At 67.2% G+C, this 16,235-nt stretch carries 14 protein-coding genes; 9 read left to right on the top strand and 5 right to left on the bottom strand.

Features of this window, described 5'->3' with window-relative positions; genetic code table 11:
• The first annotated feature begins 38 nt into the window (after positions 1-38).
• Positions 39-689, top strand: coding sequence for an alpha/beta hydrolase (locus AC07YR_RS15875; RefSeq protein WP_494734526.1), 651 nt, complete (start codon positions 39-41; stop codon positions 687-689).
• A gap of 16 nt (positions 690-705) precedes the next feature.
• On the opposite strand, the gene AC07YR_RS15870 is transcribed toward AC07YR_RS15875, so the two are convergent.
• Complete coding sequence (locus AC07YR_RS15870; RefSeq protein WP_055798629.1) at positions 706-942, bottom strand: RNA-binding S4 domain-containing protein; 237 nt, start codon at positions 940-942, stop codon at positions 706-708.
• A 33-nt stretch (positions 943-975) separates the two neighbouring features.
• Between AC07YR_RS15870 and AC07YR_RS15865 the strand changes: the two genes are divergently transcribed.
• From AC07YR_RS15865 to AC07YR_RS15855, 3 genes are all read left to right on the top strand, one after another.
• Entirely contained in the window at positions 976-1,986 is a 1,011-nt protein-coding gene (locus tag AC07YR_RS15865; RefSeq protein ID WP_494734525.1) for a DMT family transporter, read from the top strand.
• A gap of 124 nt (positions 1,987-2,110) precedes the next feature.
• Positions 2,111-3,496 carry a glycine--tRNA ligase gene (locus tag AC07YR_RS15860; protein ID WP_028272541.1) on the top strand — a complete coding sequence of 462 codons (1,386 nt, stop codon included), beginning with the start codon at positions 2,111-2,113 and terminating at the stop codon, positions 3,494-3,496.
• A 2-nt stretch (positions 3,497-3,498) separates the two neighbouring features.
• Positions 3,499-4,506 (top strand): GNAT family N-acetyltransferase, encoded by a 1,008-nt coding sequence (locus AC07YR_RS15855; protein ID WP_436057152.1) that lies wholly within the window; start codon positions 3,499-3,501, stop codon positions 4,504-4,506.
• A 77-nt stretch (positions 4,507-4,583) separates the two neighbouring features.
• On the opposite strand, the gene AC07YR_RS15850 is transcribed toward AC07YR_RS15855, so the two are convergent.
• From AC07YR_RS15850 to AC07YR_RS15835, 4 genes are all read right to left on the bottom strand, one after another.
• Positions 4,584-6,023, bottom strand: coding sequence for a short-chain fatty acid transporter (locus AC07YR_RS15850; protein WP_235505614.1), 1,440 nt, complete (start codon positions 6,021-6,023; stop codon positions 4,584-4,586).
• A gap of 80 nt (positions 6,024-6,103) precedes the next feature.
• Positions 6,104-6,934: a lysophospholipid acyltransferase family protein gene (locus AC07YR_RS15845; RefSeq protein WP_494734524.1), complete on the bottom strand. Its 831-nt coding sequence runs from the start codon at positions 6,932-6,934 to the stop codon at positions 6,104-6,106.
• Position 6,935: 1 nt separating this feature from the next.
• Positions 6,936-7,748: a DUF1295 domain-containing protein gene (locus tag AC07YR_RS15840; protein WP_494734523.1), complete on the bottom strand. Its 813-nt coding sequence runs from the start codon at positions 7,746-7,748 to the stop codon at positions 6,936-6,938.
• A gap of 2 nt (positions 7,749-7,750) precedes the next feature.
• Entirely contained in the window at positions 7,751-8,485 is a 735-nt protein-coding gene (locus AC07YR_RS15835; RefSeq protein ID WP_494734522.1) for an alpha/beta hydrolase, read from the bottom strand.
• 247 nt (positions 8,486-8,732) lie between these two features.
• Between AC07YR_RS15835 and AC07YR_RS15830 the strand changes: the two genes are divergently transcribed.
• The 5 genes from AC07YR_RS15830 (at position 8,733) to dnaG (ending at position 16,168) form a co-directional block, all read left to right on the top strand.
• Positions 8,733-10,106, top strand: a complete 1,374-nt coding sequence (locus AC07YR_RS15830) for an FAD-binding oxidoreductase (RefSeq protein ID WP_494734521.1) — start codon at positions 8,733-8,735, stop codon at positions 10,104-10,106.
• A gap of 26 nt (positions 10,107-10,132) precedes the next feature.
• Complete coding sequence (locus AC07YR_RS15825) at positions 10,133-11,641, top strand: YibE/F family protein (RefSeq protein WP_494734520.1); 1,509 nt, start codon at positions 10,133-10,135, stop codon at positions 11,639-11,641.
• A 97-nt stretch (positions 11,642-11,738) separates the two neighbouring features.
• Entirely contained in the window at positions 11,739-12,920 is a 1,182-nt protein-coding gene (gene dusB / locus AC07YR_RS15820; protein WP_055798606.1) for a tRNA dihydrouridine synthase DusB, read from the top strand.
• Positions 12,913-14,202 carry a deoxyguanosinetriphosphate triphosphohydrolase gene (locus AC07YR_RS15815; RefSeq protein ID WP_055798603.1) on the top strand — a complete coding sequence of 430 codons (1,290 nt, stop codon included), beginning with the start codon at positions 12,913-12,915 and terminating at the stop codon, positions 14,200-14,202. Before dusB ends, AC07YR_RS15815 begins: the two co-directional genes overlap by 8 nt.
• A gap of 16 nt (positions 14,203-14,218) precedes the next feature.
• Entirely contained in the window at positions 14,219-16,168 is a 1,950-nt protein-coding gene (gene dnaG, locus AC07YR_RS15810; protein ID WP_494734519.1) for a DNA primase, read from the top strand.
• The last annotated feature ends 67 nt before the right edge of the window (positions 16,169-16,235 follow it).

Genomic DNA, 16,235 nt, shown 5'->3' with positions numbered 1-16,235 from the left:
TAGGTTGTTACCCGGAGGTAACTGCAAGAATGGAACCCATGACTGAAGCCGACGTTTCCACTGCCCCTGTTGTCCTGTGGTCCACTCCTGACGAAGAGCGCTCGGGTAAGCCACTCCTGGTCCTGCTGCACGGCTACGGTGCCAACGAACAGGACCTGCTCAGCCTTGTCGATCTGCTGCCCGGCGATTTCGCGGTGGCGTCCGTCCGCGCCCCCATCGCCATGGGCCCGGGGTTCACATGGTTCCCGCTGACGGACTCCGCCGACTATTCACTCGACGCGGTTAAGGATGCCGCAGCCTTTGTGCTGGACTGGCTCGACGGCGTCAAAGGTGACCACCCGTCCGTCACGTTGCTCGGGTTCTCCATGGGAATGGCGATGGCCACCACGCTGCTGAGGCAGCGCCCGGCGGACTTTGCCGCCGTCGTCGGGCTTTCCGGCTTTGCGGTGAACGCCGGAGGGGACCCGACTTTCCGGGACGGCGAACTGGACGGCAGCGTTCCGTTGTTCTGGGGCCGCGACCAGCAGGACCCCGTCATCACCCAGGACAAGATCGAATACACCATGGGCTGGGTGCGGAAGCACGTGAAGCTGACGAAGGTCCTCTACACAGGGATGTGGCACGGGATCAACCAGCAGGAGATCGGCCACGTTTCCGAATTCCTCACCCACGAGGTGCTGAAAAAGTAGTTCAGCGCTGCAACGGCTAGGAACCGGCGGGAGTCAGAATCCGCACGGTCCGGCCGTTCACAGTGACCGTGTCGCCATGGTGCAGCTGCCGGCCGCGGCGGTCGTCGATGTCGCCGTTGACCTTGACCAGGCCGTTCTTGATCAGCTCCGTGGCCTCAACTCCGTCCTCCACGAGGCTGGCCAGCTTCAGGAGCTGGCCCAGGCGGATCATCTCGTCGCGGATGGGGATCTCTTCGATTTCCGGGTTGCTCATACAAGCAATGATGCCTGACGTAAGGTGAATCCAGTGACCCATGCACCCCGTCTGCCCCTCATTGCAGGACTGCCGATTGCCGTAGCCGCCGGACTCGCCATCCCCGTCCAGGGCCGGATCAACGGCGCACTGGGCGCCCGGCTGGACGACGGCATTGCCGCCGCCGTGGTGAGTTTCACCACGGGACTGATCGTGATGGTCCTGGTGTCGCTGGTCCTGCCGCGGGGACGCCGCGGGCTCGCCCAGATCCTCCCTGCGCTCCGGGAACGACGGTTTCCCCCGATCTACGTGATGGCAGGCGGCATCGGCGCGTTCTTTGTGTTTGCGCAGTCCTTCACCGTTGGCCTGCTGGGCGTGGCCCTGTTTACGGTTGCCACCGTCACCGGGCAAACGCTCAGCGGGCTGCTCGTGGACCGGCTCGGCATCGGCCCCGCCGGCAAGAAGTCCGTCACCGCCATCCGTGTCATCGGCACTGTGCTGACCATCGCCGCCGTCGCGTGGGCAGTGTCCCCGCGGTTCGGCGGCGCCGGGGGTTCCGGGGCCGGTTCCGGGGGAGGCGGTACCGACCCGGCGCAGCTGCTCCTCCCGGTGCTCCTGCCCGTTATTGCCGGTTTCCTGATGAGCTTCCAGCAGGCCATGAACGGGACGGCCACGGTGCACTACGGCACCCCCATCGCGGCCACCCTGGTGAATTTCATCTCCGGCGCTACGGTGCTGTGGCTGGCCTGGCTGATCAAGCTGGCGGTCGCCGGGCCCGGCAACGGGCTGCCGGCCGAATGGTGGTACTACCTCGGCGGTCCCATGGGCTGCGCGTTCATCGGACTGGGCGCACTACTGGTCCGGAGCCTGGGGGTCCTGGTCACCGGGCTGGGCATGATTGCGGGCCAGCTGCTGGGGTCATTGGGCCTGGACCTCGCCTTTCCCGCGCCCGGCACAGTGGTGGCCCTGCCCACGATCCTCGGCACCGTCCTGACGCTCGGTGCGATAGTCCTGGCCACCCTTCCCTGGCCGCGCGGCGCCCTCAAGCGGCAGCCGGGCCGGTAGGCTAGGACACGCAGCTTCCTGCACATCTTTCCTTCGTACCGCCCCGCCCGGCAACCAGCAGGGTACAGGGGCCTAGAAACCGCGCGGACCGCACCCAGCGGCCCTGTAGAAATTGGAGTTCCCCATGGCAGCAAAATCCGTTCTCGACCAGGTCATCTCCCTCTCCAAGAGGAGGGGCTTCGTTTTCCAGGCCGGTGAAATCTATGGTGGCTCCCGTTCTGCCTGGGACTACGGGCCCCTCGGCGCCGAGCTGAAGGAAAACATCAAGCGCCAGTGGTGGCAGTCGGTAGTCCGCGGCCGCGAGGACGTGGTGGGCCTGGACTCCTCCGTGATCCTGCCCCGCCAGGTCTGGGAAGCCTCCGGCCACGTGGAGGTCTTCTCCGATCCCCTGGTGGAGTGCCTTTCCTGCCACAAGCGGTACCGTGCCGACCACCTCGAAGAAGAGTACGAGGAAAAGAAGGGCCGTCCGGCCGAAAACGGCCTGAAGGACATTGCCTGCGCCAACTGCGGCACCCGTGGTGAATGGACCGAGCCCCAGGAATTCTCCGGCCTGCTCAAGACCTTCCTCGGTCCGGTGGCCAGCGAGGAGGGCATGCACTACCTGCGCCCGGAAACCGCGCAGGGCATCTTCGTGAACTTCAACAACGTGCTCACCACCTCCCGGAAAAAGCCGCCGTTCGGCATCGGCCAGATCGGCAAGTCCTTCCGCAACGAGATCACGCCCGGAAACTTCATCTTCCGCACCCGTGAGTTCGAGCAGATGGAGATGGAATTCTTCGTCGAGCCGGGCACGGACGAGCAGTGGCACCAGTACTGGATGAAGGAACGCATGGACTGGTACACCGGACTGGGCCTCAAAGCCGAGAACCTGCGTTTCTTCGAGCACCCGCTGGAGAAGCTGAGCCACTACTCCAAGGGCACAACGGACATCGAATACCGCTTCGGCTTCCAGGGCTCCGAGTGGGGCGAGCTGGAAGGCATCGCCAACCGCACGGACTTCGACCTCTCCACGCACTCCAAGGCTTCCGGCCACGACCTGAGCTACTTCAACCAGGCCACCAACGAGCGCTACACCCCGTATGTGATCGAACCCGCCGCCGGCCTGACCCGGTCCTTCATGGCGTTCCTCATTGACGCGTACACCGAGGATGAGGCCCCCAACGCCAAGGGCGGCGTGGACGTGCGCACCGTGCTCAAGCTGGACCCGCGCCTGGCCCCCGTCAAGGCCGCCGTGCTGCCGCTGAGCCGCAACGAGGACCTGTCCCCGAAGGCCAAGGCCCTGGGCACCCAGCTGCGCAAGAACTGGAACATCGACTTCGACGATGCCGGCGCCATCGGCCGCCGCTACCGCCGCCAGGACGAAATCGGCACCCCGTTCTGCATCACCGTGGACTTCGACACCCTCGAGGACCAGGCCGTGACCATCCGTGAACGCGACACCATGAGCCAGGAACGCGTCTCCCTGGACAAGGTGGAGGGCTACCTGGCCGCGCGGCTGATCGGCGCCTGAGCATGGCCATCGAATACCGCGAATGGCGCGAGGGCGACGACCTTGCACTGCTCGAACTCTGGGGCGGCCCGGAGACCGAACAGGCACGGCAGTTCCGCGGCACGCTCGCACCCTCGGGCAACACGCCGTGGCGCCGCTGCATTGTGGCCGAGGACGTCGTGGACGGCGTGGCCATCCCGGTCGCGGCGGCAGTGGTCCACGAAGCATCGCTGCACCCCGAACGCCTCTGGATGTACATCGAGGTGGCAAAGGACCACCGCCGCGCCGGCGTTGGCTCCACCCTGCTGACCATGCTCCGGCACGAAGCCGGCCAGGCGCCGTCGGGCGTGTCCAGGCTGCGGACCAAGGTGGAGCCGGGCACGCCCGGCGCCGCGTTCGCCGAAGCTGCCGGCCTGGTTCCGATCCAGCGCTCCCGCCTCGTCGTGGTGGCACCGGGGGCGCTCAAGCTGCCGGTCTTCGGCGACGGTTCGGAGGCCGCGGCCTCCGAACAGATCGAGGACCTTGCCACCGGTTCGGTGGAACTCAGCGACGTGGTGGGCCGGTACTACACGGCCGTGCACACCTGGGATAGCCCGGGCGAGCTCAGCATCGGCACCGTGCAGCGGCTGTTCCTCGACGAACTCAGCGGGGCGCACGGCGCGATCGTACTCCGGGCGCCGAAGGCCAGCGCCTTCGGTCAGGGTGTCCCTGCCAGCAGGAAGGGCCGGCTCGAGGCATTCGCCATCAGCTACGCGGAACTTGCCCCCGGCGGCGAGAACCCGGCGGGCGGCGAGGGGTCCGCGTCGGGCCAGCCAACGGATGTGTTCGTCGGCCACGATCCCAAGCTGTCCGAGGAGGAAGCCCGCTCGGCGGTCCGCGATCTTCTGGCGCTCATCGCGTTCCAGCACCCCGTGGTGCTGGAACTGGACGATTCGATGACTGCCCTGCGCGCCGTCGTCGAGCCTTTGCTGCAGAGCGGCACGGCCAGTCTCCGGGGCAGCGAAACCCTGGTGGTTTCCGACCCCGCCTAGGCACTAACCCAATTGACCCGCAGCGGCAGCCGTTTCGACGGCGCCCGCTGCGGGTCAATGTGGTTTAAGGCCGCCGGCTACTTGGGGATCACCGGGGGAACGAAGTCGAACGTCATTCCCAGCAGCCACACCAGCAGGAGAACCACGGGCAGGTGGAACACGAACTGCAGGAAGGTGAAGCCCACCAGGTCACGGGCCCGGAGTTTGAGCACGGCGAGCAGCGGCAGCATGAAGAACGGGTTGATCAGGTTGGGCAGCGCCTCCGCGATGTTGTAGATCTGAACGGTCCAGCCCAGGTTCATGTTCACATCCGTCGCCGCCTGCATCACGTACGGCGCCTCCACGAGCCATTTCCCGCCGCCGGAGGGCACAAACAGGCCCAGCACGGCCGTGTAGAGGGCAATCACGACGGCGAAAGCACCGCCGCCGCCGATGTCCGAGAAGAATTCGGCCAAATGTGCCGACAGCGACATGCCCCCGTGGCCGGTGGCCTTCGTGAGGATGGCGGCCATGGCAGCGTAGAGCGGAAACTGCACCAGGATGCCTGCGGTCGCCGGAACTGCTTTGGTCACTGCCTGCAGGAAGTTCCGCGGCGTCCGGTGCAGCACCAGGCCCAGGATGAGGAATACGAGCAGGTAGCCGTTGAGGCTGCTGACCACAGTCAGGAATGGCTTCGTGAGGAACTGCGAGACCAGCCAGCCCAACGTCAGGATCCCCGCGAGGACCGGCAGGATCACGCTGTACTCCAGCCATTCGCCGGGCCGCGACCGTGGCTCGGGTTCGCTGGGGTCGTCGTCGAGATCCACACCGAGATCCGCGGCCGTGCGCACCGCGGCACCCCGCGGCGCCGAGAAATGGGCGATCACCGTAGTCAGCGCCATGAGGATGGCCAGGGTGAGCAGTGATTGCCACGTGAAGATGGTGGTGCCGAAATCCAGGACGCCGGTGATCTTGAGGAGCGCCGGCGGCAGGGAGGCTGCAGTGGCCTGCAACTGGGCGGCTGAGGACGACAGCCCCAGCGCCCATACGGCGCCGAGGCCCATGAAAGCGGCCGCACCGAGCGCCCGGTAGTCCACGGACAGGTCCTTGCGCCGTGCAATGGCACGCGCCAGGAGGCCGCCAAAGATCAGGCTGAGGCCCCAGTTGAGGAAGGACACGGACATCGACAGCATCGCTACGAAGCTCACGGCGGTCCGGGCGGTCGACGGGACCAGCGCGAGCCGGTCGATGAGCTTGGCCACCGGGGGAGAGGTGGCCACCACGTAGCCGGTGAGGACAACCATGGACATCTGCAGCGTGAATGCTGTGAGGTCCCAGAATCCGTTGCCGAAGGAATCGGCGATGGATTGCGGTGAGGCGCCGATCGCGAGGGCAGCTACGGCAATGAGCACCACGCCGGCCAGCGCGAAGATATAAGCGTCCGGAAACCACTTTTCCGTCCACGCCGCCAGCCTTTGGGCCAGGCGGGCCAGGCCGCGTTCGTCGATCTCGCTTCTTGTCAGGACGGTGTCTGCCACAGGAAGGATCCCTCTCCATTGAGTGCGTGCAAATGTGCTTGCGTACCCATGGAGCCTAGCCAAGGCCCGGCTCTGCCTGCCTAAGCGCGCTGTCCGCCCGCGCGCCGGGGACCTTCCGCCTCATCCAGCCGCCGGCGTTCCGCGTCCGTGGGAGCACCGCCACCCAGGTGCGCGGGCATCCACCAGTCGCCGGGCCGGGGTGCGAGGGGGAAGTCCGCGATGGCGGCGTCGATTCCGGCCTGCAGGATGCTCCGCAACATTTCAGTGGCAGGCTGGGCGTCACGGACGGGATCGGGCAAAACCGCGGGCAGCAGGGGCCCGCCCACGTGGATCCGCACAGGCGCGCGCCAGGCGCGAAGTGGTGAGAACCCGCGGTGGCGGGTCATGAGCCGGTGCGCTCCCCACACTGAAACGGGAATGATCGGCACGCCGGCTTCTGCCGCCATCCTGACGGCACCGGTCTTGCAGTCGCGGACCGTGAAGCTGCGGCTGACGCCCGCCTCGGGAAGGACGGCGATGTACTCGCCCGCGCGTAATTTCTCGACGGCGGCGTCATACGCGCCGCTGCCCGAACCGTATGGAACCACGACATGTCCGGCAGCGCTGATGGCCGGACCGGCGAGCCAGTGGTCGGCCGCGCCCTGGGTCACCAGATAGCGCAGCTCCGCCCGGTTGTGGCTCCACAGGAGCATCTCGGCGAAGGCAAAATCGAGGTAACTGAAATGGGTGATGGCGACGACGGCCCCCTCACCCGGCACCACCTGGCGGGACGCACCGTTGAGCGGCCCCGGTGGTGGCAGGTGTTCGCGGCCCGTGACGATGACGCGGATCCGGAAGAACCGGCGCAGCGCCAGCCCGGTGCCCACGATGAAACGGTAGAAGCGGTCATTGGGCTGCGGCCGCCAGGCCATTTCAGCGCCCGCCCGCCGGCCGCCGCGGGGGCCAGGGGATGAAGCCCGACGTCGACTCGACGTATTCCTTGTATCCCGGCCGGGCGGACATCGCCTTCTCCGTGAGCGGCTTCCCGGTCTTGCCCGCGAGCGCCCAGACCATCAGGGCCGGAGACAGGATGGTCAGGATTCCGGGCCAGGAGTCTGCGGCAATCAGGAACAGGCCGGTCCAGACGGCGGCGTCCCCGAAGTAGTTGGGGTGGCGGGTGTAACGCCACAGCCCCGTCTTCAGCACTGTTCCCTTGTTGGACGGGTTCTTCTTGAACTGTGCGAGTTGCCAGTCGCCCACCGTTTCGAACACGAAGCCGATGACCCACAGCAGCACTCCCAGGAGGGCGACCCAGCCCACTGCACCGGTGGCGAACATCCCTACCTGAACCGTCAGGGACACGAAGAACATCACAAGGCCCTGGGGCAGGTAGACACGGCGCAGTGCGTACACATCGCGGGAGCCCGGGGCGTCGCTGAGCATTGCCTCGTAGCGGGGATCTTCATGGCCGCCACGGGCGCGCCAGCCGATGTGGGTTCCGAGGCGGAGGCCCCAGACGCCTGTCAGCAGCAACAGCAGGAGGCGCCTGCCGTCGTCGCCCGTGCCGGAGGACAGCAGCCATGAGGCGACGGCGACGGCAACGAAGCCGGGTCCCCATGCCACGTCCATGACGGAGTGCCGCTTCTGCACCACGGCCACGGCGAAGGTGACCGCCAGGACACCCGCCACGGCCAGCGCCGTCCAAGGCAGGCTGGCCAGGAATTCGTTTACGGGAAATTCGGCCATGGTCACAGCACCACCGGAATGCCGGGGGCGGCGCCGGCCGGAAGCAAGGCATCCAACCGTGCCGAATCGCCGTCCAGTTCCACACCGGTGGTTTCCGCAAAGGCCTTGAGGACAAAGCCGGTGGCCAGCGTGTGCCACAGCCGGACCTTGCGGAACATGAAGTGACCTGCCCCGGCCAACGAGACATAGCGCATCTCGTCGGCCAGATCCGCTGCCCGTTGCGCAAATTTCAGCGATTGGGCCGGGCTTGTCCAGCGGTCCCTGGAACCGTGGACAATCAGCACCCTGCGGCCGGCCACATTTTCGGCCGGTGTCTCGGCGCTTAGCCAGGGGGCCAGGGCCACCACGGCGTCCACCTGGGGATCGTCGGCCGCGCACATGGCAGTGAGTCCGCCCATCGAGTGCCCCAGGAGGTAGACGGGCACTCCCGGGTGCCGGGCGTGGATCCGGGCCAGCGCCCATCGGGCATCCTGCAGCGGTGACATGTCCGGGCCGTTCCAGCCGCGTACGCTGTTCCGCAACGTCCAGACGGCAAGTCCGTGGCTGCCGCCGGCGCGGTGCAGGTGCTTGGCGAAGGGCACCATGCGGGCGGGGCTCAGGTGGCGGGCCTCTACGGGCTCGTAGCTGTGCGAGCGGCCGCCGTGCAGGACCAGGGCCACGCCGCGGGTAACGCCCGCCGCCTCGCGCACAGTTAGTACGGGCTTGTTGCTGCCTTCGTCATTCCTGCGATTACCCATGCGGGCCTCCAGACTCCTCGTCCTACATTTATAAACCCAAGGGTCCCGGCAATACGTCCAACCGGCCCTTCCCGGATCACAATGGGCATTCGGAGCCGCCGGGTCAGAAGATTGTGCGTGCTCCTAAAATCCCTTGACGGCGCCCGCTGAGAGGAGTAGGCCGGACGCGTAAGCTCCGGTCGTTAGCCCGATGGGAGGCGAAGTGGGCGGCCGGATCCGAGGTCGAAGAGGATCGGCGGTACTGGAAATGAACGCAACATCGTTCGATGCCCTGCGGGAACAGGTTCGCGGGCAAGTGATCACAGCGGATGATGCGGACTACGACGCTGCCCGCGCCGTCCACAACGGAATGATTGACAAGCGGCCCGCTGCCGTCGTGCGGGTGTCCCAGGTGGCGGACGTCATCGCTGCCGTCAACCACGCCAGGGACAACGGCATGCCCGTCGCCATCCGGGGCGGTGGCCACAGCGGGCCCGGGTTTGGCACGGCGGACGATGCAGTGGTCGTCGACTTTTCCGCCACCAGGGGGGTCCGGGTTGATCCGGCCGGCAAAACGGCCAGGACCGAGGCCGGCGCAACGTGGGCCGACTTCAACCACGCCACGCATGCCTTCGGGCTGGCGACCACCGGCGGCATCGTCGGTTCGACCGGTGTTTCGGGGCTGACCCTCGGCGGAGGCATTGGCTACCTTGACCGGAAATACGGCCTCAGCTGCGACAACCTCCTCTCTGCCGACGTCGTCACCGCGGACCGAAAGTTCCTCACCGCCAGCGAAACCGAGAACGAAGATCTTTTCTGGGCGCTGCGCGGCGGCGGCGGGAACTTCGGCGTCGTGACGTCGCTCGAATTCCGCCTGCATCCCGTGGATATGGTCCACGCCGGCATCATCATCTACCCGCTGGAGCACGCCGAAACCGTCGCGAAGTTCTACCGCGAGAACGTGGCGGCAGCCCCGCGGGAGTTCGGTGCCTTCCTCGCGTTCCACCAGGGGCCGCCGGTTCCGTTCCTTCCCGAGGAGTGGCATGGCAAGCCCGTCTGCATTGTCGTGGGTATGTGGACCGGGGATCCGGCCGAAGGACCGGCCCGCTGGCAGCCGTTCCTCGACGCCGCGCCGGTGGCGGGGTCCATGGTGGGGCCGATGCCCTACCCGGCCCTGAATTCGGCCTTCGACGGGATGTATCCCAAGGGGCTGCTCGCCTACTGGAAGGCGGCCTTCCTGACGGAACTCAACGACGGCGCCATCAACGCCCACTTGGAGTACGGGAAGCGGGTGCCCAGCGTACAGACCGCAGTGCACATCTACCCGATCGACGGCGCCGTACACGATGTGGGAATTGCGGACACGGCCTTCCCCAACCGGAATGCCAGGTTCTCCCCGGTAATTGCGTGCCACTGGGCGGATCCCGCGGAAAGCGCGGCGAACATCGCCTGGGTGCGGGACTTCGCGGCGGCGCTTCAGCCCTACTCTGAGACTGCGGGCTACATCAATTTCATGGACGGCGATGACACGTCCCGGGTCGCGGAAAACTACGGACCCAATTACGGCCGCTTGCAGGAAATTAAGGGCAAGTACGATCCCGGGAACCTGTTCCGTGTCAACCAGAACATCCAGCCCCAGTAAAGTGCAGGCATGAGGTTTTACTGCTGATGGGTGCCGGACACTCCCACGGTCACACAGATCATTCGGAGCCAACACCCGGGGCTCTCGCTGCCCGTAAACGGGCCAACTGGCTTCTCGCGGCGGTCTTGATTCCGCTGACGCTCCTGACCCTGGCGGCCATGGTCATGATGTGGCCGTCCGGGAACAAGGAGGACCTGAAGCTGGCCAGCCCGTACGCGGCAGCCCCGGGCGTGACGTTCGACACCGGCAAGATCCAGCGGGTGGTGGTGGAAAGCTGCATCCAGGGAAGCGCCGGCCAAAACGCCACCGCGCAGCCAGGCACGGGCCAGGATGCCGCCCAGCAGGGGAGCGAGTGCACCTTCGCCTTTACCGAGCCGGACAAGGGCGGCAACCCGGTCAAGGTGGTGATCAACCCGGACGTGGTGAAGTCCCACGGCGTCAAGGTGGGTGACGACATCCGGTACCTGAACCTGTCCAACGCGCAGGGCGCATCCGCCGGCCAGGGCGGCGCGCCCGCCTATATCTTCGTGGACTTCGTTCGCACCCTGCCGATCATCCTGCTGGCCGTCCTCTACGCGGTGGTGGTGATCGCCGTGGCGCGCTGGCGCGGTCTGCGGGCGCTGATCGGCCTCGTGGGAGCCTACGGGGTGCTGGTGACGTTCATGCTGCCCGGGCTGGTGGAAGGGAAGCCACCCCTGCTGCTGGCCCTGGTGGGTTCCACTGTGATCATGATCGGCGTTCTCTACTTCGCCCACGGCTTCTCGGCCCGCACCTCCACGGCGTTGCTGGGCACCATGTTCGGCCTGGGCATCACGGCGCTCCTGGCTGCCTGGGCCACGGACGCGGCAAACCTGGCGGGCGTGGGCAGCCATGACGCCGCCACGCTCGCGAACATCTCGGACAACATCTCCATTTCCGGCATCATCCTGTGCGGTCTGATCATTTCCGGACTTGGCGTGCTGAACGACGTCACCATCACCCAGTCTTCCGCGGTCTGGGAACTGTATGAACTCGCGCCGGAGACAAGCGCCCGCCAGCTCTTCTCCGCAGCCATGCGGATCGGCCGCGACCACATCGCGTCCACTGTCTACACCATTGCGTTCGCCTACGCTGGCGCCGCGCTGCCCATCCTGATCATCGTGATGCTGTACGACCGTCCGCTCGGCGAGGCGCTGACCAGCGCGGAACTGTCCGAGGAAGTCATCCGGACGCTCGTCGGTTCCGTAGGGCTGGTGCTGGCCATCCCCGTCACCACGCTGATCGCGGTGCTCGTGGTCAAGGCCACCGGGATCAGGCAGGCCGCCGTCCCGGAAACGGGCGGCAGCGGCTCCGGCACCACCGTTTCCGGCAGCATCCCTTCCCGCCGTGCATCCGTAACGCCCGACGACGTCGGGGACACCGGCGCGCTCGCGGCGGCGGCGGAGTTCTCCCGCGGCGGCCGGACGCGCGCAGCCGGCACCCCTGCCTCCCGTGAACCCGCGCGGGAACCCGTGCCCGGCAGCCGGCGTGCACGGCGGGCCGCGGAAGGGGAGTAGCAGGGGACAGGCCCGCGGTTGAACCCCTTTTCCGGCCGCCGGCTCGCCGACTTAACCGGCTGGAGGCCGATTTGCCCGGCTTTGAGACAATGAACGGGTGACTGTTGTAGCAACGCCTCCCGCCCCCAAGCTGGAACTCCCGCCCCTGAAGCTGGGCCCCATCACGGTGGACACCCCTGTGATCCTGGCTCCCATGGCGGGCATCACCAACTCCGCGTTTCGTCGCTTGTGCCGTGAGTACGGCGGCGGCATGTATGTGGCGGAGATGGTTACTTCACGTGCCCTCGTGGAGCGCACCCCCGAATCCCTGCGGATCATCTCCCATGACCCCGACGAAAAAGTGCGGTCCGTCCAGCTCTACGGCGTGGACCCCGTAACGGTCGGCCAGGCTGTCCGGATGCTCGTCGAGGAGGACCGCGCGGACCACATCGACCTCAACTTCGGCTGCCCCGTGCCCAAAGTGACCCGGCGCGGCGGCGGCTCAGCCCTGCCGTGGAAGATCGACCTCTTTACCTCCATCGTGCAGACCGCGGTGAAGGAGGCCTCCAAGGGGGGCGTCCCGCTGACCATCAAGATGCGCAAGGGCATCGACGAGGATCACCTGACGTACCTTGACGCCGGCCGGATTGCACGCGATTCCGGCGTCGCCGCCGTCGCGCTCCACGGCCGCACCGCGTCCCAGTTCTACTCCGGCCAGGCCGACTGGTCCGCCATCGCCCGGCTGCGCGAAGCGCTGCCGGACATTCCGGTGCTGGGCAACGGTGATATCTGGTCCGCTGAGGACGCGGTCCGCATGGTCCGCGAGACCGGCGTGGACGGCGTGGTGGTGGGCCGCGGCTGCCAGGGACGCCCGTGGCTGTTCGGCGACCTGCAGGCCGCGTTCGAAGGCAGCGACAAACGCCACAAGCCCAACCTGCGGCAAGTGGCCGAAGGTGTGTACCGCCATGCGGAGCTTATGGTCGAAACCTTCGGCAACGATGAAGGCAAGGCACTCCGCGAGATCCGCAAGCACATGGCCTGGTACTTCAAGGGTTATGTCGTGGGCGGCGAACTGCGGACGCGGCTGGCCCTGGTGACCAGCCTGCAGGTCCTGCGCGAAACGCTGGCCGAGCTGGACCAGGACTCTCCGTACCCCGGCGTCGATGCGGAGGGGCCGCGCGGACGCGCCGGTTCCCCGAAGAAGCCCGCGCTGCCGAAGGACTGGCTGGTCAGCCGGCAGATGGACGCCGACCAGACGCGCGACATCGCTGCTGCGGAACTGGACGTCTCAGGTGGCTGAAACCCGGACCACCGCGCCCGTGCTGCCAGGCTACGAGGCCCACGACTCCGCCCGCTGGGTGGAGGAACCGCCCAAAACCACCTACCGCTCCGACTTCGAACGCGACCGGGCACGGGTCCTGCACTCGTCCGCGCTGCGCCGGCTCGGCGCCAAGACCCAGGTGGTTGCCCCGGACACTGACGACTTCGTCCGGACCCGGTTGACGCACAGCCTGGAAGTGGCCCAGGTGGGCCGCGAACTAGGCCGGACACTGGGCTGCGACCCGGACGTCGTGGACACCGCCTGCCTCAGCCACGACCTCGGCCACCCGCCCTTCGGGCACAACGGTGAATCCGCCCTGAACGAGATGGCGCACGGCATCGGCGGCTTTGAGGGCAATGCCCAGACCCTCCGGCTGCTGACCCGGCTGGAGCCCAAAGTGCTGGCCGCGGACGGAACCCCGGCCGGTCTGAACCTGACACGCGCCAGCCTGGACGCCGCCGCGAAGTACCCGTGGTCGGCGCTGAACGCCCCGGTGATCCACGGCCAGCGGACCAGTAAGTTCGGCGCCTACGAGGACGACCTTCCCATCTTCGACTGGATCCGCCAGGGCGCGCCGGAGCGCCGGTCATGCCTCGAGGCGCAGGTGATGGACCTCGCCGACGACATTTCCTACTCGGTCCACGACGTGGAGGACGCCATCGTCGCGGGCCACTTCCAGCTTCGCTGGATGGACAACCCGGACCACCGCGCCCGCGTGGTGGGATACGCCAAGCAGTGGTACCTGCCGCACAACGATCCCGCTGCCATCGACGCCGCCCTGGCCCGGCTCGAGGCCACCGACGTGTGGGTGCGCGAAGCCGACGGCAGCCGGAAGGCGATGGCCGCGCTGAAGAACATGACCAGCCAGCTGATCGGCAGGTTCTGCCAGAGCGCCCTGGAGACCACGCGGGCCGTCTACGGGCCCGAGGACCTCACCCGGTACAACGCCGAGCTGATGGTGCCGGACGAAACCGTGATGGAAATCGCAGTCATGAAGGGCCTGGCCACCACCTTCGTGATGACCACCGAGCACCGCCAGCCCATTTACGAACGCCAGCGCGAGGTCCTGCACGCCCTGGTGACGGCGCTGAACGCCACCGGAGACCGCCACCTGGAGCCGATGTTCGCTGCTGACTGGAGGGACGCGCCCGACGACGGCGCCCGCCTTCGCGTCGTCATCGACCAGGTCGCCTCGCTCACCGACGGATCCGCGCTGGCCATGTACGAGCGGTTGGTGGGCAGCCTGCCGTCGCTTTGGTAAGGACTAGGATGGCTCTGTGGCCGGGCTGATTAAACGCGAAGATATTGACGAAGTACGCCAGCGCACGGACATCAAGGAAGTCGTCGACGGCTACGTGACGCTTAAGGGCGCCGGGCTGGGATCGTTCAAGGGCCTGTGCCCCTTCCACGACGAACGCTCGCCGTCGTTCACTGTCCGCCCCCAGGTGGGCAGGTACCACTGCTTCGGCTGCGGAGAAGACGGCGACGTTATCTCCTTCGTCCAGAAACTGGACCACACCTCGTTCCATGAGGCCGTGGAAAAGCTGGCCGCCCGGATCGGCTTCGAACTGCGCTACGAAGATGGCGGCACGGGCCCCAACCGCGAGGAAGTGGGCAAGCGCCAGCGCCTCCTGGACGCCCATAAAGTGGCTGACGAGTTCTTCCGCGCCCAGCTGCTGACCCCCGGGGCCGCAGAGGGCCGCAACTTCCTCCACGGCCGTGGCTTCGACCGCGCCGCCTCCGAACAGTTCGGCGTGGGCTACGCCCCGCAGGGCTGGGACGCGCTGCTCAAGCACCTCCGCGGCCGCGGCTATACTGATGCCGAGCTGAAACTCACGGGCATGTTCTCGGAAGGCAACCGGGGGATCTACGACCGCTTCCGCGGCCGCCTGATCTGGCCCATCCGCGACATCGCCGGTGACACCATCGGCTTCGGCGCCCGGAAGCTCTACGAGGACGACCAGGGCCCGAAGTACCTCAACACACCGGAAACCACGCTCTACAAGAAATCCCAGGTGCTCTACGGCATCGACCTCGCCAAGCGGAACATCGCCAAGGATCGGCAGCTGGTGGTGGTGGAGGGCTACACCGACGTCATGGCCTGCCACCTGTCCGGAATTACGACGGCGGTGGCCACCTGCGGCACCGCGTTCGGCGCTGACCACATCAAGATCGCCCGGCGGTTGCTGTCCGACGACGGCACCGGGGGAGAGGTTATCTTCACGTTCGACGGCGACGCCGCCGGCCAGAAGGCTGCCCTCCGCGCCTTCGAGGAGGACCAGAGATTCGTCGCGCAGACCTACGTCGCGGTGGAACCCACCGGCGCGGACCCGTGCGACCTGCGGCAGGCCCGGGGTGACTCAGCGGTGCGTGACCTGATCAGCAGCCGCCGTCCGCTGTTCGAATTCGCCATCAGGGCCACGCTGAAGCGGCACAACCTGGACACGGTGGAAGGCCGCATTGCCGCTCTCCGGGAGTCCGCCCCGGTGGTGGCCCAGATCCGGGACGCGGGCATCCGCCCCGGCTACGCCCGCGAGCTGTCAGGCTGGCTCGGCATGCCCGTGGAAGAAGTCAGCCGCGCAGTGGCCGTTGCCGCCAAGCGTGCCGCTCAGGGCGAAGCGCCAGCCGGCAACAGCGGGGGACCGCAGCGTGCCGGATCCGGGCCGTCCGGCGGGCAGCACGGACGCCCCGCGCAAGGCACGGCGCCGGGCATTGCCGAGCTGCCGGCGTCGGGCGTGGTGCCGTCCTTCAACAGGCCGGACCCCCGGGACCCCGTGGCATCCATGGAGCGGCAAGCGCTGGAAGTGGCGCTTCAGGAGCCCTCCATGCTTGCTGGCGGGACCTGGGACCGGTTCAGTGCGGCGGGGTTCAAGACGCCCGCCTACCAGGCCGTCCACGACGCCATGCGCGCCTCCGGGCCGGGGCTGACCGGCGATCCGGTGCGTTGGGTGGAGCAGGTGATGAACGAGGTGCCGGAGCCACTCCGTCCGCTGGTCTCCGAGCTTGCGGTGGTGCCGCTGCCGGCGAGCAACGCCGAAGGCGTGCTCAGGTACTGCCGTGACATCCTAGCCCGGCTGTTCGAACTGCAGATCACGCGGGTCAAGGCGGACAAGATGGGGCAGCTGCAGAGGCTGGATGCCTCGGCCCATCCGGAGGAGTTCCAGCGGCTGAACCGGGAATTGATGATGCTGGAAATGGAGCGCCGTTCGCTGCGTTCCGATGCCTAGCTGACGCTCGACCCCGTTTCCCGATTTCACTTCCTGACGGGGGCTTGCTAGGCTAGTACCCGCTTCA

This window comes from Arthrobacter sp. GW460-12-1-14-TSB2, assembly GCF_059423525.1.
Note: the sequence above shows the minus strand (reverse complement) of the source record. Positions and strands in the feature narration are given on the sequence as shown.